This is a genomic window from Mesorhizobium sp. MC2-1-1, from assembly GCF_057597255.1.
Map to the genome: position 1 here is coordinate 2,501,122 of NZ_CP195205.1, position 20,008 is coordinate 2,521,129.

The following is a 20,008-nucleotide window of genomic DNA, read 5'->3' on the forward strand; positions in this document are numbered from 1 at the left end:
TAGTCGGTTTCTCGTAGGATTTCTTCACGCGCTTCATAAGCCCCTCCTAAAACGCACTTCGCTTTCGTTACCTTGATTTTGCCGGGGGCGCTAGATAGGCGGCAGTCCCAGCGAGGCAGATAGGCAAGCTTTTGGCCCGATGACAAAGATTGACGCGGACCATGGGATTTGTATGGGAGGTGTCGTTAGCACCGTCGAGAGCGCTATAGGGTCATAGCAGGCACGCGCCCTGATCGCGGCCTAAACGAGCGTGATAGAATGCGGTTTGCCTCCCTCCATCCTGGAAAGCTTTTTGGTACAGCGATCACCCAATCATGTGGCGATATTGACCGTTTGGCGGTCGCGTGAGGAATTGCAAGCCACGGCCGACAGCGGAGCTGAGCCGGTTGCCTGCCGCCTGACCGGGAAGCGGGCGAGCAACCACAGCTCAACTTTCACGACGTTCTGCTCGCGGTCTGAGATTGGCGGCTGGCGCAGGCAGCGAAGCCGCATGTCACTTTTTCATGACATGTCACCAAATCGAGCAGCCGCTGCAGTTCGGCTGTGGCCCGGATTTCTTAGAATTTTCAAAAAGTTGTTTGGTGGGTGTGCACAGGATCGAACTGTGGACCCGCTGATTAAGAGTCAGCTGCTCTACCAACTGAGCTACACACCCACACCGCCGGGAAAACCAGCGTCGGCGGCGCATATAGCCGCCGCTTTCGGTGATGTCCAGCCCTGCCGGATCATTTCCCGACAAATCGCCGAATTGCCGCAGGACTCACACCAGAAGTGTGCCTTCCGCGACCTTGATCGCATGGCCGCCGATGCGCGCGGAGGCCAGTTTACCGGCCTCGACATTGAGTTCGAGTCGGATGCGCGACGGACGGCCCATTTCCAGCCCCTGCTCGATCCAGAGCTGCGAAGTGCCGTCGGTGGGCGCATCAAAATGCATGATGGCGCCGGCAAAGGCGGCCGCCGCCGACCCGGTCGCGGGGTCCTCGTAGGAGGGAGTACCGGGCACGATCATGCGCACGTGGAAGGCGCTGTCGTGATGGACCGTCTCGCGGCAGTAGACATAAGGGCTGGCAAAGGCCCATTCACTCTTGCGTGGCGCCAATTCCGACCACGCCTGATTGTCGAGCCTGACCTTGGCCGCCGCCTGCAGGTCCGCCACCGGAATGGTCACGTAGGGCACGCCGGCCGACCAGAAGGCGACGCGATGATTCTCGAAGCCGATCTCGTGCGGAGCTAGGCCGAGCGCCGCGCCAACCGCGTCCGGATCGGCCTTGAGCTCCAGTGGTTCCGGCAGTTTCGCCAGATCGAACTCGGCGAAGGTCGAGCCGTCATGCTTGCTCACCGCGCAGCGCACCGGGCCGATGTTCTCTTCCAGCACGAAGATCCCCGTCTCTTCGCCGGCGAGTTCGGCCAGCGCGATGGCCGAGCCGACGGTCGGATGGCCGGCGAACGGCATTTCATAGTCTGGCGTAAAGATTCGAACACGGTTGCGGTGCCTCGGATTGTCGGGCGGCAGCAGGAATACCGTCTCGGAAAGATTGAATTCGCGCGCGATCGACTGCATGCCGGCAGTGTCGAGTCCGTCGCTGTCCAGCACCACCGCGAGCGGATTCCCAGCCAGCCTGTCGGTGGTAAACACGTCGTAAAGCAAGTAGTTGCGCGCCATGGAGAAAACCTTTCGCTTCGCCCCGAATTTCTGCCTCAATCCCAACATGAGGGAAATTTAATTTGAAATTCGAACCTTAAGGCCTGATCTGTGCATGGATAGGGACATCGATTTTCAGCATAGGGGTCCGGGGTGGATCAGATTGTCAATCCGCCAAACGCGGAATCCGATACTTCCATAGAGGCGGCGCTCGGGCTCGACCGCAAGGGCGTAAGCCGCAAGCGACGCCGCTTCGGGCTCTACGTGCTGCTGGCGATAGCGATCATCGCAGCCGCCATTGCCCTCTATCGATGGTATGCGGCGGCACCGCCAAGGATTGAATACACCACCGTGCCCGCGGCAATCGCCGACCTCACAGTCGAGGTATCGGCCACCGGCACGCTGCAGCCGCTGACCCAGGTCGACATTTCCAGCGAGCTTTCCGGCATCGTCCGCTCGGTCGCGGTCAACGAGAACCAGCAGGTGAAGAAAGGCGACGTGCTGGCGACGCTCGACACGGCCAAGCTCGAGGTCCAGATCGAGCGCGCCACCGCCTCGGCCAAGGCGGCGGCCGCCGCCGTCGAGAACGCCAAGGTGACGTTGCAAGAGAACGAGAACGCCGTGATCCGCGCAAGCGCGCTGACCAAGCGCGGCATGGCGACGGACCAGTCGCTCGAAGCGGCGACCGCGACGCGCGACCGTTCCAAGGCGGCGCTCGACAGCGCCGAGGCCAATCTCGCGATTGCCCAGGCAGATCTCAAGGCGCAGCAGACAGATCTCGCGAAAAGCACCATCTATGCGCCGATCGACGGCATAGTGCTGACACGCTCCGTCGATCCAGGCCAGACGGTCGCCTCCTCGCTGCAGGCGCCCGTGCTCTTCGTCATTGCCGCCGACCTTCGCAACATGGAGCTGCGGGCCGCTGTCGACGAGGCCGATATCGGTCAGGTCACGCAAGGCCAGCATGCCCGCTTCACCGTCGATGCGTTCCCGGACCGCCCGTTCGATGCCGCGATCCGCGACATCTCCTACGCATCGGCCACCACCGACGGAGTCGTCACCTACAATGCGCGGCTCGAAGTCGACAATGGCGAGCTTCTGCTCAGGCCGGGCATGACGGCAACGGTTTCGGTCGTCACCCGGCAGGCCAAGGGCGTGCTTACTGTCCCCTCCACCGCGTTCCGCTATCGGCCGACGCAACAGGCGGTGCGTAGCTGGAGCTTGAGCGACCTGTTCACAGGCCGCATGGGCCGCCCCAGCCGGCAGCGCGAGCCGACCAAGGCGCCGACCGACGGCTCGCGCACGCTTTATGTACTGGAGAATGGCCGCCCGCATGCCGTGAACGTCAGGATCGGTTCGACCGACGGCGAGTTGACCGAGGTCACGTCCGGTCTCGACGAGGGCGCGCAGGTCATCACCGGCGCTCAGCCGCGGAGCTGACGAAATGTCGGCTCCCTTGCTCATCAGTTTCGACAAGGTCTGGAAAACCTATGGCGAGGGCGAGGCCCGCGTGCACGCGCTGGCCGGCGTCGATCTGGCCATCCGGCGTGGCGAATTCGTCGCCATCATGGGCCCTTCCGGCTCGGGCAAGTCGACGGCGATGAACATCATCGGCTGCCTCGACACGCCGACGGCCGGAACCTACTCCTTCATGGGCGACGATGCGGGCCGGCTCGACCGCAACCGCCGCGCGCTTTTGCGCAATCTTTATGTCGGCTTCGTCTTCCAGGGTTACAATCTGCTGCCGCGCACCACGGCGGCTGAAAATGTCGAGCTGCCGCTGATCTATCGCGGCGTCGCCGCGCGCGAGCGCCGCGACCTCGCCATGCAGGCGCTGGCCGAGGTCGGGCTTGTAGGGCGCGAGCACCACACGCCGTCCGAGCTCTCGGGCGGCCAGCAGCAGCGCGTTGCGATCGCCCGCGCCATCGTCACCAGGCCGACATTGCTTGTCGCCGATGAACCGACCGGCAACCTCGACACGGCGCGCACGCATGAGATCATGGAGTTGCTGACCAGGCTCAACGCCGAGCTCGGACTTTCCATCGTCATGGTCACGCATGAAGCCGACGTCGCGGACTATGCCGGCCGCACCATCCGCTTCGTCGACGGCCATGTCGCCTCCGATACCTTGAAGGCAGAGGAAGCGGCATGATCTGGGAGACCGTCCGCCTCTCGCTGCGCTCGATCCGCCGCAACGTATTGCGCTCGTTCCTGACGCTGCTGGGCATCGTCATCGGCGTCGCCGCCGTCATCGCCATGCTCACCATCGGCTCCGGCACGACGGAGAAGGTCAAGGCTGACATTTCCAAGCTCGGCAGCAACCTTCTCGTCGTCCGCGCCGGTCGCCCCGCGGGGCCAGGCGGTCCGGGAGGTCTCGACCAGGCGGTCCGGCCGCTGGCTGAAAAGGACGTCACGGCGCTCGTCGCGCATCTGAGCGGCGCGCGCGCGATTTCGCCTGCCTCGCAAAAGCAGGTTCGCGTCATCTTCGGCACCGAAAGCCTGACCTCGGGCGTGACCGGAACCGACAGCGCCTATCTCGACGCCCGCGACTGGAAGCTGGCGTCTGGACGGCCGTTCAGCGATTCCGAAACGCGCGCCGGCGCCGGCGTCTGCCTGATCGGCGAAACGGTGCGCCAGCAGTTCTTCGGCGCCGGTGATCCGGAGGGTGAGATCATCCGCGTCAACCGCACCTCCTGCAAGATCATCGGCCTGCTCGAGCCCAAGGGCTATACCGGCTTCGGCCAGGACCAGGACAATGTCGTGCTGATGCCGCTGCACGCCTATCAGCGGCGCGTCGCCGGCAACCGCGATATCGACAACATCTACATCGCCGCCGACGACCGCACCCCGACCAGCGAGTTGCAGCCGCGCGTCGAGGACATTTTGCGCGACACGCGCCGCATCACTCCGGATCGCGATCCAGATTTCGCCATCCGCGACATGACCCAGATCGCCGACGCCATGACCAGCGCGACGACCACCATGACCGGCATGCTGGGCGCGGTCGCCGGCGTCAGCCTCCTGGTCGGCGGCATCGGCATCATGAACATCATGCTGGTCTCGGTCACCGAGCGTACCCGCGAGATCGGCATCAGGCTCGCCATCGGCGCGCACGAAAAGCACATCCTCATCCAGTTCCTGGTCGAGGCAACGGTGCTGTCGCTGCTTGGCGGCATCATCGGCATCCTGATCGGGCTTTCGCTGGCCGGCCTTGCCTCGATGGCGCTGACGATACCCTTCGCGCCGAGCCCCGCCGTCATCCTGCTCGCCGTCGGCTTCTCGGCGCTGATCGGCATGGTGTTCGGCTTCTTCCCGGCGCTGCGCGGCGCCAGGCTCGACCCGATCGATGCGCTGCGGCACGAATGAACGCGTCAGGCGGCGTCAGGCGCCATCTTTGGAAAAATGCCACTCGATCAGCGGCTTCATATGCCCCATCAGACCATCGGGCAGGTCGGCGGCATCGCGGATGATGACCGGACCCTCGATCTCCGGCTCCGCCACTTCGGCGACGAAGGCGCTGATGCGACGCGCCAGTTGATCGGCCGGCTCGGCGACCCGGTAGCGGCGGAAGATCACCGTGCCGCTCGCCGTCGACAGCGCGTGATAGCGCTGTCCGCGTTCAGCCTGCGACAGGTCGAGCCCTGTCTCCTCCCCCACCTCGCGGATCATGTTGAAGTCGACATCGACCAGCCCGTCTCGGAAGTCGACCGGCTCGAAGGAACCGGCGGCGAAATAGACGCGGCCGGCATTGACGGTGTGCGGGCCCATGCGGATCGCCACCAGCGCATTGTCGCCGGCGACCAGCATGGCGTGCGCATAGGCATGCTCGGCGCCGGAATTCTCGCGACGCTTGCGCCATAGCATGAAGGTCGAATAGCTCACCGCGTGGCAGCGCCCGACGAGGCGGCTGTCTCCGTAAGCGAGCTCGGAAAGCAACACCACGGTGCCGTCGAACAGCGCCGGATTGGCCGCCATCTCCTGCCGCCAGTTCTCGGCGATCGCCTCCGTGTTGCTCAGCGCGAAAGGGTGCGGACCTGGATCCAGGCGAACGTCGATCGCGTCGACGGGCAGGATGACGTTGCGGGGCAGATCGAAACTCAAGGCACTCACGCCATGTCCAGGGTGATCGCGACGGGGCAGTGGTCCGACGCCTTCGGCCTGTCCCAGCCGGTGCGCGGGAAGCGCTCGACCTCCTGGCCAGCCGGAAAGATGGTGCGCCACGGCTGGCCGTTGCGGACGATGTCGGGCACCGCCGTCGCGTTCTTTGCCGCAAGGGCCTTCGACAGGAGGATGTAGTCGAGCTGGCACAGATGCCGTTCCTCCGGGCCGCGGGTGTGGTAGAAGCTCCAGCGGTCCATCTCCGGCCGCCGCTCGACGACGTTCTCGCAGAAGCCGCCGGCGGTCAGCACATTGATGCTGGACTGGGCTTCATCCGCGACCTCGAAGCGATAGCCGTCGAAGTTGTCGCCCTCGATCTTCACGCGCTGCCGGTAATCGTTCATGTCGCCGCAGATCGCCCAGCGCTTGTCGGCGGCGTGATCCTTGCCGAAACGCTCCTCGATGATACGGCGCACGGCCTGCGCCTCGGCCATGCGCAGCGGCATCGTCGCCTCTCGGCCGTCGAGCCCGTTGCGCGGCGAGCCCATCGACTTGAAATGCACGAGATAGAGCGTCAGCGGCAAGCCGCCGATGGTGAGGTCGACCTCCAGGCAGTCCCGGCGAAAGATACGATCGCCGGCCACCTGCCCGAGCGCCGCGATCTCCGGCGTGAAGAGGCCGAACTGCTCGAACGTGACATAGGCATGGCTCGTCATGCGCACGAACTCGATCGGCTGGCCCTGCATGGTCTCGTTGCGCATCATCACCGCGACATCGATGCCGCGGAAGTCGTTGCCCGCCGTGGTGTATTTCTGACGATAGCCCTGCCCGATCATCTTGAAGAGATATCCATATTCGAATGCCTTCAGCGCCTCGATATTGTCGACCTCCTGCATGCAGATGATGTCCGCGCGGGTGGCCGCGATGGCGAGCGCCGTCAACTGGCGGGTGTCGTCGGACTGGGCGATCGCGCGAGCCTGTTCAAGGATCCGGTATTCGGCCTCGCTCTGGATGTCGAACAGCGCCAGCGCGCGGTCTTCGTTGAGCTGGTTGCGATAGCCTGAGAAATCGAACCTGTTCATCAGGTTCTCGACATTGAAGGTGGCGAGGCGCAGCGACATGGCCGTGACCTTTGCCCGCAAGAGGGGGCGAAGACAAGAGCAGGGCTCGATGCTCGTCATGGTTGACGGAACCTTTCCGTTCATCGTCCGTTCAGACGCTAAGATCCAACAATACGCCCTTTCCCCGGGGTTCTCTGGGCGTGGGGCCTTACTCCTTGGAGAGTGAAATGAAATCGCTGTTCTCTTCCCTGAGATCCGGGTTCCTTACCCTGGGTCTCGTGGCCGGCGTTGCAGCCCCATCTGTCGCGGGCCCGATCCTGCAACCCGATCTCTCGGCCGCGACAAATACCGCCGCGCCCAACATCATTCCCGTGCGTGACAGTTGGGCCGGCGGCAACAACAACAACTTCCAGGACTGGCGCTGGCGCCGCCACGGCGGCGACTTCAAGTGGCGCGGCGACCGCCATTTCTCCCGCAACTGGGACGGCCGCAGATGGAATGATGACGGCGACTGGCGCTGGCGGCATCACCATCACCGGCATTTCCGGGACGGCGACGCGGCGATCCTAGGGCTGGGCCTCGGCCTGGGTTTGGGCAGCCTCGCCTATGGAAACTACTATGACCCGTACTATTCCGATCCCTATCCGCGCTACGTCCAGCCGCGGCGCATCTACCGCACGGAACGGCTGTCCAGCGCGCATGTGCGGTGGTGCTATGATCGCTACCGGTCGTACCGCGCCTGGGACAATACTTTCCAGCCCAATTATGGCCCCCGCAAGCAATGCTGGTCGCCCTATAGTTGAGCTCACCGCCAACGGAGACAAGAGAACGGCGTCCGTCGCGGCGCCGTTTGTATTTTGTCACAACCCTTTGCCCAGCCGCGATAATCCTAAATTTATGGACAGTGCCTATTGATCCAGGCCGGGGGCTCACATGCCGATTCGCGGCGAGAATTCGCCAGGACGTAACTTGCAAATGGCCGAAAACGAACTCAGGATCCAACGCCGACAGCGCGTTTTCAAGGGTGCGGCCATCCTGACCGGCATCAACAATTCCGAGGTGAGGTGCACGGTGCGCAACATGCATTCGAAAGGCGCGGAGTTGAAAGTGCCGATCGACGCGCGCGTCCCGGATGAATTCCTGCTTTATGTGCCGGTGGACGGCATCGGTTACAGGGCGGTGGTGCGCTGGCGACGCGAGGATCGGATTGGGGTCGAGTTCACCGGCACCGAGCCCAAGCCTCACTGGCACTACGGCTGAAGGGCGGATCCCCCTTTTCAAGCGACGAACTGAACGCCGACCAGTCCCGCCAAGCGCCAGCGTACAAGTGCGCCGCGCGCAACGCCGTCAACCATCAGCTCGAAGCCGTGGGGCACCCCGGTGGCGTCGCCGAAGCTCAGTTGCGCGCCGTGTTTCGATTCGTTGCGCACCAATCCTTCGACCGTGCCGAAGCCGCCATTGAACCGCAAAGTCGCACCCCGGAGCACACGCCTGCGCCGCTCCGTCCGGCGCTCGCCAGCCAATCCAGCGCCACTATAGGTCGTTTCCATAGCTGTCTCCCATCACTGTCCGGCCATGCGAAGCGAATTGCATGCCAACTAAGCGTATCGGAATGATACAGCCGGACAAGAAAAAGCCGGCGGATCACTCCACCGGCTTCGTCGGGCCGCTCTCGTCGACCAGCCTGTTTTCAGCGGTAAGCTTTGGCCTTGGCGACCTGCTTATCCTTGGCGATCACCCGCACGACCACAGGGCGAAGCCCGAGGACGCGCAAAGCAAAGAAGCTGGATCGCCTCAGTTCTTGGCCTTGTCGACCAGCTTGTTCTTGGCGATCCACGGCATCATCGCGCGCAGCTTGGCGCCGACTTCCTCGATCTGGTGGCCGTCGTTCATCCGGCGGATGCCCTTGAAGCGCGCCAGACCGGCGCGGTATTCCTGCATCCATTCCGAGGTGAACTTGCCCGTCTGGATGTCCTTCAGGACGCGCTTCATCTCGGCCTTGGTCTCCGCGGTGATGATGCGCGGACCCGAGACATATTCGCCCCACTCGGCGGTGTTCGAGATCGAGTAGTTCATATTGGCGATGCCGCCTTCATAGATCAGGTCGACGATCAGTTTCACTTCGTGCAGGCATTCGAAATAGGCCATTTCCGGCGCGTAGCCTGCTTCCACCAGCGTCTCGAAACCGGCACGGATCAATTCGACCAGACCGCCGCACAGCACCACCTGCTCGCCGAACAGGTCCGTCTCGCATTCCTCGCGGAAATTGGTCTCGATGATGCCGGACCGGCCGCCGCCGACGCCGCAGGCATAAGAGAGCGCGAGGTCGAGCGCGTTGCCCGAAGCATCCTGGTTGACGGCGACCAGGCACGGCACGCCGCCGCCCTTCTGATATTCGCCGCGCACCGTGTGGCCCGGGCCCTTCGGCGCAATCATGACGACGTCGACCGAAGCCTTCGGTTCGATCAGGCCGAAATGCACATTGAGGCCGTGCGCGAAGGCGATCGCGGCGCCGTCGCGGATGTTCGGCGCGATTTCGTTCTTGTAGATGTCGGCCTGCAGTTCGTCGGGCGTCGCCATCATCATCAGGTCGGCCCATTTGGCCGCGTCCGCCACGCTCATCACCTTGAGCCCGTCGGCCTCGACCTTCTTGGCGGTGGCGGAGCCAGCCTTGAGGCCGATAGCAATCTCCTTGACGCCCGAGTCCTTAAGGTTGAGCGCATGCGCCCGGCCCTGGCTGCCATAGCCGATGATGGCAACTTTCTTGCTCTTGATCAGATTGAGATCGGCGTCACGATCGTAATAGACACGCATTTGGGGTTCCTTCCCGTGCTAAAGGCCTTGCAGCCGGTTGTGTGCTCCGAAGAGAGCGAGAAACTGTTGCGTCGCGCGGCGGGCATCACCCCCGATCGTCGCCTCAGTCAATTCCACCCGATCGCCGAGCAGCAGACGGATCTGCACGTCCCGGCCGACCAGGCCGAAAAAGGTCCGGAACGCCGTTTCGGCGTCCTCGAAATCGAGCAGCCCTGCTTGGCGTCCGGCTTCCAGCACCGGCTTCAGGCGCCTGGCCAGCGCGAAGCGGCCGTTCTGCAGCACGATCGCACCGAGATCGTCCTTGCCGGAACCGGCATGGCCGACCGCCACACGGTTCAGCGCTATCGAAGTGTCGCTGGAGATAACCTTCAACCAATCTGAAGCGAACCGCTCAAGGCTCGCCGTGAGCGACGCGATATCCAGCCGCTCGCGGTCGACGGCCGCGACGCGCACCTTGGACGCTTGCCATTGTACCGTGGCGTTGAGCAGTCCATCGCGGTCGCCGAACCATTTGTAGAGCGTTTCCTTGGAGCAACTGGCCCGCCGCGCCACCGCGGTCATGGTCAGATTGTCCCCTTCCTCGACCAACAAGCGCAGCGCCGCATCCAGAACGGCCCGCTGGCGCTCGGTGAGCGTTTCGCTTGTGTCGATATCCGCAGGCTGCAACACGACTGATCCCATCCCGGGCGCGCCCTCAGTGGCGTACCGTACGTTACGGTTCGGCTTATCGCCCATTCCTCTTTACAGCGCAAGGGCGGAGCAGAAAAATCTCGGCCGAGGCGGCGGGTTCATGCTTGCGCGGCTAGTTCCCGATCGGCGGGTGCCTCAGCCGCCCGAGCAGCGCCGCCAGCGTGTTGAGCTCTTCGGTTGAGAGCCTGCTGTCCATCTGCTCGGTGATCGAAGCGCCATAGACGGACCAGATGCGGCGGCGCATGTCCCGGCCGCTGGGCGTGATGCGCACGGTCTGGCCCCGGCCGTCATCCGAAACCGGCAGTTTTTCGACCAGGCCGTCCGCTTCCAGCCGCGCCAGCAGCCTGGAAACGCTGTATTGCGCCAGCAGGACGCGATCGACCAGTTCGAACGGCCGCAGCCCGTCCTCGCCCGCCTCCGCAAGCTCGTGCAGCACGTCGTACCAGGCCAGCGGCGGCAGCCCGCCGGCCTTCAGGGACTCTTCGATCCTGTCGACGAGCTGGCGCGAGACGCGCATAAGGCGCGCCCAGGCGGCAACAGCCTCGGGTGATGGAGATTTTTCCGTCATCGAAACAGCCTACAAGATAGATGCAATTGCATCAAGCTTGACTATCAATGCAATTGCATCCATATAGATGCAATTGCATTGAAAAGGAGTGATCCGGTGAAACATAAAATCTGCAAGGTCGCCGATATCCCGCAAACCGGCAGCCTGATCGCGCCCTTCTTCGGGCGCGAGGTCCATGTCTGGCGCAGCGGCGAGCGCATCCGCGCGGCGGCCAATGCCTGCCTGCATTTCGGCGGACCGCTGGATTGCAAGGACGGCACCTTCGTCTGCCAGTGGCATGGTGCGAAGTTCGACATGGCAAGCGGCGAGCGTTTGGACGGACCGGCGCCGAAAGGCTCTCACCTGATGTTCCTGTCGACCCGCGTCGAGGATGGCGTCCTCAACTATGTGTGGGGAGAGTGAAATGACCGCAAGGCTCGTCCTCGTCAGCCATCATCTCTGCCCCTACGTCCAGCGCGCGGCGATTTCGCTTGCCGAAAAGGGCGTGCCGTTCCAGCGGATCGATGTCGATCTCTCCAACAAACCTGACTGGTTCAAGGCGATCTCGCCACTCGGCAAGGTGCCGCTGCTGCGTGTCCGGCACGGCAGTGCGGAGGAAGTAATCTTCGAATCCGCCGTCATCCTCGAATTCCTGGAAGAGTCGGAAGCCAATCCCTTGCACCCGGCCGATCCGCTGGCACGGGCCAGGCATCGCGCCTGGATCGAATTCGGTTCGGCCATCCTCAACGCCATCGGTCGCTTCTATTCCGCTGCCGATGAAGCTGCTTTCCTCCATGAAAGCAGAGGCTTGTCCGGTATGTTCGCGCGTGTGGAGGCGGAATTGTCGGCAAGGCAAAGTGGCCCGTGGTTCGCCGGCGAAGGCTTCTCGCTGGTCGACGCCGTCTACGGACCGGTCTTCCGCTATTTCGACACTTTCGACCGCATCGGCGATTTCGGCATTCTGGACGGCAAGCCCCTCGTGCAAGCCTGGCGCGAAGCCTTGAGCGAACGTCGGTCGGTCACCGAAGCGGTCAGCCCAGACTATCCGCGGCGGCTGCAGGACTTCCTTCGGGCAAAGGGATCTTACCTCTCCGGGATCATCCGGCGGCAGGCCATTGCAACTCCGCAAGCCCGATCCGCCTGAACGGGTCGATCACCGTGCCGGCGACCATGGCGGCAAGGAACTGCGGCCCCGGCGGGATTCTTGCCAGCACCGCCACCATGCGGTCGCGGACAAAGGGCAAGGCTGCGGAGTCCGATTGATAGAACGGCGTCAGCGTCAGCGACAGCGCCTGGAAGACGCGCACGTGCCAACGGCGCGCGCTTGCATAGGTCGCAAGCGCGTCATCGATGCCGCTGGTCCGCGCCAGCGCATGGCTGAGGGCGGCGGCGTCGAGCAGCGCCATGTTCGCGCCTTGCCCGAGTTGCGGACTGGTCGAATGCGCGGCGTCGCCGATGACGGCAAGCCGCCGGCCTGCCGGCAACACCATGGTGTGATGGGCATACCGGGCGAGCGAGAGTTGCTCGAAACTGTCGATCTGACTGGTGAAAGCCTCGCATTCAGGCCACACCGAAACCACCCTCGCCTTCCAGGCATTGAGCCCTCTGGCCATCACCTGTTCGACATCGGCCGGCTTCAGGCTCCAGAAGAAGGCCGCCATGTCTTTCGCGCCAGGCTCAGGCCGGCCGATCGGCAGCACGCCGACCATGATGCTTGCCTTATCGTAGCGCTGCAACAGCGCGCGTTTGTCGAAGCCGTCCCGCCAGCCGAGCGATGCCCAGAACGCGCCATAGGCGAGCGGACGCGGCATGGCGGCATCGCCGAGATGGTGCCGCAGCTTCGAGCGCGCACCGCTGGCATCGACAACGAGGTCGAATGGACCTAGCCGCTTGCCGTTGCCACAGACGAGCGTCGTCCGCTCGCCAGCCTCCAGCGTCTCGACCTCGACATTGGTTTCGATGGCGATCGCTTCTCGCAAGGCGGCGCGGTAGAGCACGCCAAACAGTGCCGCCCGGTGCACGGCGAGGCCGAAGCGGCGGCTGCGCCGCGCGCCGTAGCGGACTTCGAGCACCGTACGTCCGCTGCCGGCGTCGGTGCCGTGCAGCCGTTCGATGCGGCTGCCTAATGCCAGAATCTCGTCAAGCAGGCCGAGATCGGCAAGCACGGTCAGCCCGGTCGGTTGCAGGATGAGGCCGGAGCCGACCGGCTTCGGCTCATCGAAGCGTTCGAAAATGGTGACCTTGTGCCCGGCGCGCTTCAGGTAAAGCGCTGCGGCCAGACCTGCCGGACCGGCGCCGGCAATTGCGATGTCGTAAGACTTGCTCATCATCCCCCAACCCGAACCGGCGGGAGAATCCCGCGAGGAAAGCGCCGGATCAATCGGGCGCTTTGACGCTTATATGCAGAAATCAGCCTTGGGTGGCGTCGAAGGCCGCGCGCGCGTCGCGCACCGCGTCATGGTTGAGTTCGGCCCATTGAATGAGCTGTTGCAGGGGCAGGAACATCGAGCGCCCAAGATCGGTAAGGCTGTATTCGACGCTTGGCGGCTTGGTCGGGAAAACTTCGCGATGTACATAGCCGTCGCGCTGCAGCTCGTAGAGCGTCTGCGTCAGCATGCGCTGCGAGATGTCCGGAACCAGCCGGCGCAGCTCACCGAAGCGATAAGGCTTCTCGGCCAGCGCCATCACCAGCAGCGAACTCCATTTGCCGCTGATGCCCTGAATCACGTCGCGGACCGGGCAATCGGCGAAATTGCCGCCGCCCGTCATGGCCTTATAGACCTCGAGCTTGGCTTTCAGATTGAAGATCTTGCTGTCCATCGCGACACCCGCTGATCGAAACTGAAGCATGTCTCCCGAAAGTGGGAGCCGGTTTTCGGGATAAAGACATGCATAAACCAAGAAACCTAAAGCGCATGGAGCGAATCTGAAAGATCGCGACGCGCTTTAGGCCGGCCAGGGTAGTTCCCTTGCCGTGCCTACCTCCCGAAAAACTGCCCTCTTTACGGCCGGTGGTCAATTCCTATTTTAGTGCTGGTCTCTTTTTGAGACCTTCTAATTGATCCGCCTTCGACACAATTCTCAGGGACCCCCATGACCGAAACCCTCCTCGTCACCGGTGCCTCCGGCCAGCTTGGCCGCGCCGTCATCAATCACTTGCTGGATGCGCAGAAAATTGCGCCCTCGAGCATCATCGCCGCCACCCGCAACCCGGAAAACCTCGCCGACGTGGCGGCACGCGGCATCGCCGTCAGGGCCGCCGACTTCAACGACGGGGCCTCGCTGGAAAAGGCATTTCGAGGCGCCGACCGCGTGCTGATCATCTCGACCGGCGACCTCGATTTGAAGACGGGTCGGCGCTTGAGGCAGCATGAAACCGCGGTGGCGGCAGCCAAGGCGGCAGGCGTTTCGCATCTGCTCTACACCTCGATGCCCAATCCCGAGCCCGGCTCGCCAGTGCTCTTTGCCGGCGACCATTACGGCACCGAGCAGGCGATCAAGGCGAGCGGCATCCCCTACACCATCTTCCGCAACGGCTGGTATCAGGAGAACCTGTTCATGTCGCTGCCGCACGCCATTTCGTCGGGCAAGTGGTACACGTCGGCCGCCGACGGGCGCATCGCCCACGGCGCGCGCGACGATATGGCGGCCGCCATCGCCGCCGGCCTTGCGTCCGGCTCGAAGGAAAGCCACTTCTACACGCTGACTGGCCCGCAGGCCTACACCACGAACGAGATTGCGACGCTTGTAAGCGAGGTGACCGGCAAGCCGCTGGAGGTCATCCAATTGCCCGACGAGGCGCTGACCGAGGGCGTGAAGGCGGCGGGCGTTCCCGAGGAATTCGCCCGCATCATCGTCTCCTTCGATGCCAACACGCGTGCCGGCCGCATTGCAGAGGTGACCGACGCCGTCCAAAGACTCTCGGGCCGCAAGCCGCGGACGCTTAGGCAGTTCCTAGAGACAAACAAGGCTGCCCTGCTCGGCTGAAGTCTGGCGCGCTCGGGGAGGCCACCCTCCCGGCGCGCCTCACTTCGTCTTCTTGAGCAACCCAAGCCGGATAAGGCTCTCGGCGGTCGCGACAAGCGCGTCTTCCCGCGACCGCGGCATCCAACCGAGTATGCGCATGGCCCTGGCGGCCGTCGCGTTCCTCGGCTTGCCCAGTTCCGGCACGATCTGGGCCGCCTGCCCGTCGAACAGCCCGACGATCCGGATAAGCCAGTCGGGCAGCACTCTGGTCGTGACGCGCGACGCCGCGGTGCCAAGTCGCGCTCTCAGCGTCCGAGCGATCTCCTGCGTCGTCATGAAATCGCCGCTGACGGCCAGGAACCTCCCGCCCCTGGCGGCGGGATTGGTCATGGCGCGCAGATGCAGGTCCGCGACGTCGCGCACATCGACCACGCCGAACACCATGCGCGGCAGGCCGGGCATCCCGCCATCCATCAGACGCCTGATGAAGTCCGTCGAGGTCGAATGATCCGGCCCCAGGACCGGTCCGAAGATCCCGACCGGATTGACGACCGCCAACTCCAGTGACCCGCCTTCGCGATCGATGAAATCCCACGCCGCCCGCTCGGCCAGCGTCTTCGATTTCACATAGGCGCTCACTGGCTCGTTCAGATTGGTCCAGTTCTCCTCCGTGAACGGATGGCCGGCAACCGTCGCCTGGCCGTAGCCGATGGCGGCAAAGGACGAGGTGAGCACGACGCGTTCGACGCCGGCATCGCGCGCGGCGCGCAGCACGCGCAACGCCCCTTCCCGGGCCGGGACGATCAGTTCGTCCTCATGTCTCGGCACTCCAGGCGGAAAAGGCGAAGCGACGTGAAGGACGTATCGGCATCCGGCGACCGCTTCGGGCCAGCCTTTGTCGCTCGTGAGATCGGTGTAGGCAAAGGAAAGCGCGTCGCCAGGCTCGACGCCGCCGACCTTCAGCATGGCGAGAACATCGGCCTCGCGCCTGGCGGAGCGGACGGTCGTGCGCACGTGGTATCCCGCGTTCAGAAGCGCCAGGATGCAATGAGCGCCAAGGAAGCCGGACCCGCCGGTCACAAGCACCAATTCGCCGCTCATGCCCGCCTCCTTTCGAGAGCAATTCCTCAAAAGCGGCGCCTGCCGTCGGGAATTGTCTAACGGCGGCCTGTGCCGCGCATTTACTCAGATCGCGACCTGCGTGCCGATCTCCACCACGCGCCCGGTCGGAATCTGGAAATACTCCGTCGCGTCCGCCGCCGTCTTCGCCAGGCCGATGAACAGCCGGTCCTGCCAGATCGGCATGCCGGAATTGGGCGAGGCCTTCAGCGAGCGCCGCGACAGGAAGAAGGACGTCGTCATGATGTCGAACTTCCAGCCCTGCTTGCGGCAGATGGCCAGCGCGCGCGGAATGTTCGGCTGCTCCATGTAGCCGAAGGTCAGCGTCACGCGCATGAAAAGCTCGTTGACCGTCTCCAGCTTCACGCGTTCGCTGTCGGGCACGACCGGCTGCGGCGCCGTCACCACCGACAGGATGACGTTCTTTTCGTGCAGCACCTTGTAGTGCTTGAGGCTGTGCATCAGCGCGGTCGGGGCGCTGAGAGGATCGCTGGTCAGGAACACCGCCGTGCCCGACACGAGCTGCGGCTTCTTCTTCAACAGGTTCGCCGCCAGGAAATCGAGCGGGATCTCGTTGCGACGTGTCTTGTCGAACAGGTAGCGGCTGCCGCGCACCCAGGTCCACATTCCGAGGATGATGGCGAAGGCGACAGCGAGCGAAGCCCAGCCGCCTTCGAAAACCTTGACGATGTTGGAGGCAAAGAAGCCGATATCGATGAGCGCGAACATCGCCGTCAGGGCGGCCGCCGGCCAGATGTTCCATTTCCAGATGCGGGTCATGACGATAAACAGCAACGTCGTCGTCACCAGCATGTTGCCGGTCACCGAGATGCCGTAGGCCGAGGCAAGCTTGCTGGACTCGCCGAAACCGACCACCAGCAGCATCACCACCAGCGCCAGGAGCATGTTGACCCGCGGCATATAGACCTGGCCGGACTGTTTCTCCGACGTATGCAGGATTTCGAGCCGGGGCAGCATGTTGAGCTGCACCGCCTGCCTGGTCAGCGAATAGGCGCCGGAGATGACAGCCTGGCTCGCAATGACAGTCGCTGCCGTCGCCAGCACCACCATGGGGATGAGGGACCAGCCCTCGTTCATCTCGAAAAACGGATGGCCGACTACACCGCCCTTGGCCAGCACGTACGCGCCCTGCCCGGCATAGTTCAAAAGCAGGCATGGAAACACGATTGCGAGCCATGCCAGCACGATCGGCTTGCGGCCGAAATGGCCAAGGTCGGCATACAGCGCCTCGGCGCCGGTAACGGCCAGGAAGACGGCGCCGACGGTGACAAAGGACACGTCCGGCGAATTGATGAAGAAGGCCACGATGTAATGCGGGCTTATCGCCCACAGGATTTCCGGATCGGCGATGATGTGCTTCAGACCCGAAAGCCCGATGGCGAGAAACCAGACAGCGGTAACCGGGCCGAACACCAGGCCGACGCCGCCGGTTCCGAAGCGCTGGACCGCAAACAGCATCGCAAGGATCAGCAGGGTCAGCGGCACGACATAAGGCTGGAAAGCCGGCGTCACGACATTCATGCCCTCGACCGCCGAAAGCACCGAGATGGCGGGTGTGATGACCGCGTCGCCGAAGAACAGCGATGCCCCCACGATACCGATGCCAAGCACGATCGCCGAGCGTGTCGGGAAGGTGCCGCGCGCCAGCGCCATCAATGACAGCACGCCGCCCTCGCCACGGTTGTCGGCGCGCAGCACGAACATGATATACTTCACCGTCACCGTGATGGTTAGCGACCATATGATCAGCGACAACACGCCGAGGATATCGGCGCGGTTCGCCACGTCACCGCCGGAAGAGGCGTGCAGCGCTTCGCGAAACGCATAGATCGGGCTGGTGCCGATGTCGCCATAGACCACGCCGAGAGCGCCAAGCATCAGCACCTTGGTGCTGTGCTGGGCGCTCTCCGCGTGGCCCGATTGGTCGACGGGTTCTGCGTCTGCACCACCATTGGCGAGGGCCATGGACGACACTCCGATAAAATGCGCGGTGCTCTACGCTTGCTGCGGTGCAATATCAAGTGCCCTGGCGTTAGGGCTCCCATGCCGCCCACGCAGGGCTTTCAGCATATGGGAGCGCTCGCCCCCATTTATCCAACGCAAATCGCGGCCTCAGATCGCGACCTGCGTGCCGATCTCCACCACGCGCCCGGTCGGAATCTGGAAATACTCCGTCGCGTCCGCCGCCGTCTTCGCCAGGCCTATGAACAGCCGGTCCTGCCAGATCGGCATGCCGGAATTTGGCGAGGCCTTCAGCGAGCGCCGCGACAGGAAGAAGGACGTCGTCATGATGTCGAACTTCCAGCCCTGCTTGCGGCAGATGGCCAGCGCGCGCGGAATGTTCGGCTGCTCCATGTAGCCGAAGGTCAGCGTCACGCGCATGAAAAGCTCGTTGACCGTCTCCAGCTTCACGCGTTCGCTGTCGGGCACGACCGGCTGCGGCGCCGTCACCACCGACAGGATGACGTTCTTTTCGTGCAGCACCTTGTAGTGCTTGAGGCTGTGCATCAGCGCAGTCGGGGCGCTGAGTGGATCGCTGGTCAGGAACACCGCCGTGCCCGACACGAGCTGCGGCTTCTTCTTCAACAGGTTCGCCGCCAGGAAATCGAGCGGGATCTCGTTGCGGCGTGTCTTGTCGAACAGGTAGCGGCTGCCGCGGATCCACGTCCACATGATCAGCCCCATGATCGAAGCGACCGTGATCGACACCCAGCCGCCCTCGACGATCTTGACGACATTGGCCGAGAAGAAGCCGATATCGATGACGCCGAACAGCAGCACCAGCGCCAGGGCGAGCCCCAACTGCCATTTCCAGAGCCAGCGCATGACGACGAACAACAGGATTGTCGTCATCAGCATTTCGCCGGTCACTGAAATGCCATAGGCCGAGGCGAGCGCGCTCGAGCTGCCGAACCCGACGACCAGAAGCATCACGCCGAGAGCGACCAGGAGATTGACCCTCGGCATGTAGATCTGGCCGCTCTGCATCTTGGATGTATGCTGGACCTCGATACGTGGCAAAAGGTTGAGCTGCACCGCCTGCCGGGTAAGCGAGAAGGCCCCCGAGATCACCGCCTGACTGGCGATGACCGTTGCCGCCGTCGCCAGACCGACCATCGGCATCAACGCCCATTCGGGCAGCATCTGGAAGAAGGGGTTGGTGGGCTTGCCGCCATGCGACAGCACGAACGCGCCCTGCCCGAAATAATTCAAGAGCAGGCAAGGAAAGACGATTGCAAACCAGGCCATCACGATCGGCTTGCGGCCGAAATGGCCAAGGTCGACATAAAGCGCCTCGGCGCCGGTGACCGCCAGGAAAACGGCGCCGACGGTGACGAAAGCCCCGGTTGGCGTGGTCGCCAGGTAGTAGATCGCGTAATACGGATTGATCGCGAGGAAAACGGAAGGATCGTCGACGATGTGGTAAAGCCCGGCCGCGCCGATCGCCAGGAACCATGTCGCCGTTACCGGCCCGAACACCGCCGCCACCTTGCCCGTGCCGAAGCGCTGCACGGCGAAAAGCACTGCCAGGATGACCAGCGTGATCGGGACCACGAAAGCATCCAGCGCGGGCGTGACGACTTCCAGGCCTTCAACCGCCGACAGCACGGAGATCGCCGGGGTGATGATCGAATCGCCGAAGAACAATGCCGCGCCGCAAAGGCCGATCACCAGGATGAGACGTGAGCCCGGGGGATATGCGCTGCGCGCCAGCGCCATCAGCGACAGTGTGCCGCCCTCGCCCTTGTTGTCGGCCCTGAGCACGAAAGCGACATATTTGATCGTGACGATGATGGTGAGCGCCCAGACGATCAGCGATAGAACGCCCAGCACATCGTGGCGGGCAACCGAGCTTGACGAGGCATGCAACGCCTCGCGGAAGGCGTAGATCGGGCTCGTGCCGATATCGCCGTAGACGACGCCCAACGCGCCAAGCATGAGCACCTTGGTGCTTTGCTGCCGCTCGGTCTCGCCGTGGCTCGAACGTTCGAGGGATTCCGTTTCGCCGGTGTTGGCTAGCACCATGAACCCCACTTCACCGATTCGTCA

20 protein-coding genes and 1 tRNA gene are annotated in these 20,008 nt (G+C 63.6%); 8 read left to right on the forward strand and 13 right to left on the reverse strand.

All coding sequences use genetic code 11. The annotated features are described in order from the left end of the window. Nucleotides 1-579: 579 nt before the first annotated feature. Together ACR64R_RS12580 and ACR64R_RS12585 are read right to left on the reverse strand one after the other, a co-directional pair. Nucleotides 580-655: transfer RNA gene (locus ACR64R_RS12580), tRNA-Lys, on the reverse strand. A 105-nt stretch (nucleotides 656-760) separates the two neighbouring features. After that, entirely contained in the window at nucleotides 761-1,663 is a 903-nt protein-coding gene (locus ACR64R_RS12585; protein WP_487361937.1) for a PhzF family phenazine biosynthesis protein, read from the reverse strand. Between the two features lie 132 nt (nucleotides 1,664-1,795). Between ACR64R_RS12585 and ACR64R_RS12590 the strand changes: the two genes are divergently transcribed. From ACR64R_RS12590 to ACR64R_RS12600, 3 genes are read left to right on the forward strand one after another with little or no spacing between them, the layout of a single operon-like run. Further along, entirely contained in the window at nucleotides 1,796-3,082 is a 1,287-nt protein-coding gene (locus ACR64R_RS12590) for an efflux RND transporter periplasmic adaptor subunit (protein ID WP_487361938.1), read from the forward strand. 4 nt (nucleotides 3,083-3,086) lie between these two features. After that, nucleotides 3,087-3,794: an ABC transporter ATP-binding protein gene (locus ACR64R_RS12595; RefSeq protein ID WP_487361939.1), complete on the forward strand. Its 708-nt coding sequence runs from the start codon at nucleotides 3,087-3,089 to the stop codon at nucleotides 3,792-3,794. Further along, nucleotides 3,791-5,008 carry an ABC transporter permease gene (locus tag ACR64R_RS12600; RefSeq protein ID WP_487361940.1) on the forward strand — a complete coding sequence of 406 codons (1,218 nt, stop codon included), beginning with the start codon at nucleotides 3,791-3,793 and terminating at the stop codon, nucleotides 5,006-5,008. Before ACR64R_RS12595 ends, ACR64R_RS12600 begins: the two co-directional genes overlap by 4 nt. Before the next feature lie 15 nt (nucleotides 5,009-5,023). Here the strand turns inward: ACR64R_RS12600 and ACR64R_RS12605 are convergent, their stop codons facing one another. Beyond that, nucleotides 5,024-5,743, reverse strand: a complete 720-nt coding sequence (locus tag ACR64R_RS12605; protein WP_487362428.1) for a hypothetical protein — start codon at nucleotides 5,741-5,743, stop codon at nucleotides 5,024-5,026. A gap of 5 nt (nucleotides 5,744-5,748) precedes the next feature. After that, nucleotides 5,749-6,861 carry an endonuclease/exonuclease/phosphatase family protein gene (locus ACR64R_RS12610; RefSeq protein WP_487361941.1) on the reverse strand — a complete coding sequence of 371 codons (1,113 nt, stop codon included), beginning with the start codon at nucleotides 6,859-6,861 and terminating at the stop codon, nucleotides 5,749-5,751. Nucleotides 6,862-7,028: 167 nt separating this feature from the next. Between ACR64R_RS12610 and ACR64R_RS12615 the strand changes: the two genes are divergently transcribed. Both ACR64R_RS12615 and ACR64R_RS12620 read left to right on the forward strand, forming a co-directional pair. Further along, nucleotides 7,029-7,604 (forward strand): BA14K family protein, encoded by a 576-nt coding sequence (locus ACR64R_RS12615; RefSeq protein ID WP_487361942.1) that lies wholly within the window; start codon nucleotides 7,029-7,031, stop codon nucleotides 7,602-7,604. A 172-nt stretch (nucleotides 7,605-7,776) separates the two neighbouring features. Beyond that, nucleotides 7,777-8,061, forward strand: a complete 285-nt coding sequence (locus tag ACR64R_RS12620; RefSeq protein ID WP_487361943.1) for a PilZ domain-containing protein — start codon at nucleotides 7,777-7,779, stop codon at nucleotides 8,059-8,061. 17 nt (nucleotides 8,062-8,078) lie between these two features. Here ACR64R_RS12620 and ACR64R_RS12625 read toward each other — a convergent pair whose 3' ends face one another. From ACR64R_RS12625 to ACR64R_RS12640, 4 genes are all read right to left on the reverse strand, one after another. Beyond that, nucleotides 8,079-8,351: a PilZ domain-containing protein gene (locus ACR64R_RS12625; protein WP_487361944.1), complete on the reverse strand. Its 273-nt coding sequence runs from the start codon at nucleotides 8,349-8,351 to the stop codon at nucleotides 8,079-8,081. A 244-nt stretch (nucleotides 8,352-8,595) separates the two neighbouring features. Beyond that, a complete protein-coding gene (gene ilvC / locus ACR64R_RS12630) occupies nucleotides 8,596-9,615 on the reverse strand; it encodes a ketol-acid reductoisomerase (protein WP_487361945.1) in 1,020 nt (339 codons plus the stop codon). 18 nt (nucleotides 9,616-9,633) lie between these two features. Continuing rightward, complete coding sequence (locus ACR64R_RS12635; protein WP_487362429.1) at nucleotides 9,634-10,296, reverse strand: TetR/AcrR family transcriptional regulator; 663 nt, start codon at nucleotides 10,294-10,296, stop codon at nucleotides 9,634-9,636. A 121-nt stretch (nucleotides 10,297-10,417) separates the two neighbouring features. After that, nucleotides 10,418-10,873 carry a MarR family winged helix-turn-helix transcriptional regulator gene (locus ACR64R_RS12640; RefSeq protein WP_487361946.1) on the reverse strand — a complete coding sequence of 152 codons (456 nt, stop codon included), beginning with the start codon at nucleotides 10,871-10,873 and terminating at the stop codon, nucleotides 10,418-10,420. A 96-nt stretch (nucleotides 10,874-10,969) separates the two neighbouring features. Between ACR64R_RS12640 and ACR64R_RS12645 the strand changes: the two genes are divergently transcribed. Together ACR64R_RS12645 and ACR64R_RS12650 are read left to right on the forward strand one after the other, a co-directional pair. Continuing rightward, nucleotides 10,970-11,275, forward strand: a complete 306-nt coding sequence (locus ACR64R_RS12645; protein ID WP_487361947.1) for a Rieske (2Fe-2S) protein — start codon at nucleotides 10,970-10,972, stop codon at nucleotides 11,273-11,275. A 1-nt stretch (nucleotide 11,276) separates the two neighbouring features. Further along, nucleotides 11,277-11,996, forward strand: a complete 720-nt coding sequence (locus tag ACR64R_RS12650; RefSeq protein ID WP_487361948.1) for a glutathione S-transferase family protein — start codon at nucleotides 11,277-11,279, stop codon at nucleotides 11,994-11,996. Here the strand turns inward: ACR64R_RS12650 and ACR64R_RS12655 are convergent. Continuing rightward, on the reverse strand, nucleotides 11,950-13,179 hold the full coding sequence (locus tag ACR64R_RS12655; protein ID WP_487361949.1) for an FAD-dependent oxidoreductase: 1,230 nt from the start codon (nucleotides 13,177-13,179) through the stop codon (nucleotides 11,950-11,952). The genes ACR64R_RS12650 and ACR64R_RS12655 overlap by 47 nt on opposite strands. 82 nt (nucleotides 13,180-13,261) lie before the next feature. Further along, a complete protein-coding gene (locus tag ACR64R_RS12660) occupies nucleotides 13,262-13,672 on the reverse strand; it encodes a winged helix-turn-helix transcriptional regulator (RefSeq protein ID WP_487361950.1) in 411 nt (136 codons plus the stop codon). Nucleotides 13,673-13,945: 273 nt separating this feature from the next. Here ACR64R_RS12660 and ACR64R_RS12665 point away from each other — a divergent pair, with 273 nt between their 5' ends. Continuing rightward, nucleotides 13,946-14,839, forward strand: coding sequence for an SDR family oxidoreductase (locus ACR64R_RS12665; RefSeq protein WP_487361951.1), 894 nt, complete (start codon nucleotides 13,946-13,948; stop codon nucleotides 14,837-14,839). Nucleotides 14,840-14,878: 39 nt separating this feature from the next. Here ACR64R_RS12665 and ACR64R_RS12670 read toward each other — a convergent pair whose 3' ends face one another. From ACR64R_RS12670 to ACR64R_RS12680, 3 genes are all read right to left on the reverse strand, one after another. After that, nucleotides 14,879-15,919, reverse strand: a complete 1,041-nt coding sequence (locus tag ACR64R_RS12670) for an SDR family oxidoreductase (RefSeq protein WP_487361952.1) — start codon at nucleotides 15,917-15,919, stop codon at nucleotides 14,879-14,881. Nucleotides 15,920-16,003: 84 nt separating this feature from the next. Further along, a complete protein-coding gene (locus ACR64R_RS12675; protein ID WP_487361953.1) occupies nucleotides 16,004-17,923 on the reverse strand; it encodes a potassium transporter Kup in 1,920 nt (639 codons plus the stop codon). Nucleotides 17,924-18,070: 147 nt separating this feature from the next. After that, entirely contained in the window at nucleotides 18,071-19,984 is a 1,914-nt protein-coding gene (locus ACR64R_RS12680) for a potassium transporter Kup (RefSeq protein ID WP_487361954.1), read from the reverse strand. Between the last annotated feature and the right edge of the window lie 24 nt (nucleotides 19,985-20,008).

Coding starts and splice junctions, on each gene's coding strand:
- ACR64R_RS12680 (WP_487361954.1), bottom strand. CDS start 19,984: ATGGTGCTAGCCAACACCGGCGAAACGGAATCCCTCGAACGTTCGAGC.
- ACR64R_RS12610 (WP_487361941.1), bottom strand. CDS start 6,861: ATGTCGCTGCGCCTCGCCACCTTCAATGTCGAGAACCTGATGAACAGG.
- ACR64R_RS12660 (WP_487361950.1), bottom strand. CDS start 13,672: ATGGACAGCAAGATCTTCAATCTGAAAGCCAAGCTCGAGGTCTATAAG.
- ACR64R_RS12635 (WP_487362429.1), bottom strand. CDS start 10,296: ATGGGATCAGTCGTGTTGCAGCCTGCGGATATCGACACAAGCGAAACG.
- ACR64R_RS12640 (WP_487361946.1), bottom strand. CDS start 10,873: ATGACGGAAAAATCTCCATCACCCGAGGCTGTTGCCGCCTGGGCGCGC.
- ACR64R_RS12585 (WP_487361937.1), bottom strand. CDS start 1,663: ATGGCGCGCAACTACTTGCTTTACGACGTGTTTACCACCGACAGGCTG.
- ACR64R_RS12620 (WP_487361943.1), top strand. CDS start 7,777: ATGGCCGAAAACGAACTCAGGATCCAACGCCGACAGCGCGTTTTCAAG.
- ACR64R_RS12600 (WP_487361940.1), top strand. CDS start 3,791: ATGATCTGGGAGACCGTCCGCCTCTCGCTGCGCTCGATCCGCCGCAAC.
- ACR64R_RS12595 (WP_487361939.1), top strand. CDS start 3,087: ATGTCGGCTCCCTTGCTCATCAGTTTCGACAAGGTCTGGAAAACCTAT.
- ACR64R_RS12625 (WP_487361944.1), bottom strand. CDS start 8,351: ATGGAAACGACCTATAGTGGCGCTGGATTGGCTGGCGAGCGCCGGACG.
- ACR64R_RS12615 (WP_487361942.1), top strand. CDS start 7,029: ATGAAATCGCTGTTCTCTTCCCTGAGATCCGGGTTCCTTACCCTGGGT.
- ACR64R_RS12665 (WP_487361951.1), top strand. CDS start 13,946: ATGACCGAAACCCTCCTCGTCACCGGTGCCTCCGGCCAGCTTGGCCGC.
- ACR64R_RS12670 (WP_487361952.1), bottom strand. CDS start 15,919: ATGAGCGGCGAATTGGTGCTTGTGACCGGCGGGTCCGGCTTCCTTGGC.
- ilvC (WP_487361945.1), bottom strand. CDS start 9,615: ATGCGTGTCTATTACGATCGTGACGCCGATCTCAATCTGATCAAGAGC.
- ACR64R_RS12655 (WP_487361949.1), bottom strand. CDS start 13,179: ATGAGCAAGTCTTACGACATCGCAATTGCCGGCGCCGGTCCGGCAGGT.
- ACR64R_RS12650 (WP_487361948.1), top strand. CDS start 11,277: ATGACCGCAAGGCTCGTCCTCGTCAGCCATCATCTCTGCCCCTACGTC.
- ACR64R_RS12675 (WP_487361953.1), bottom strand. CDS start 17,923: ATGGCCCTCGCCAATGGTGGTGCAGACGCAGAACCCGTCGACCAATCG.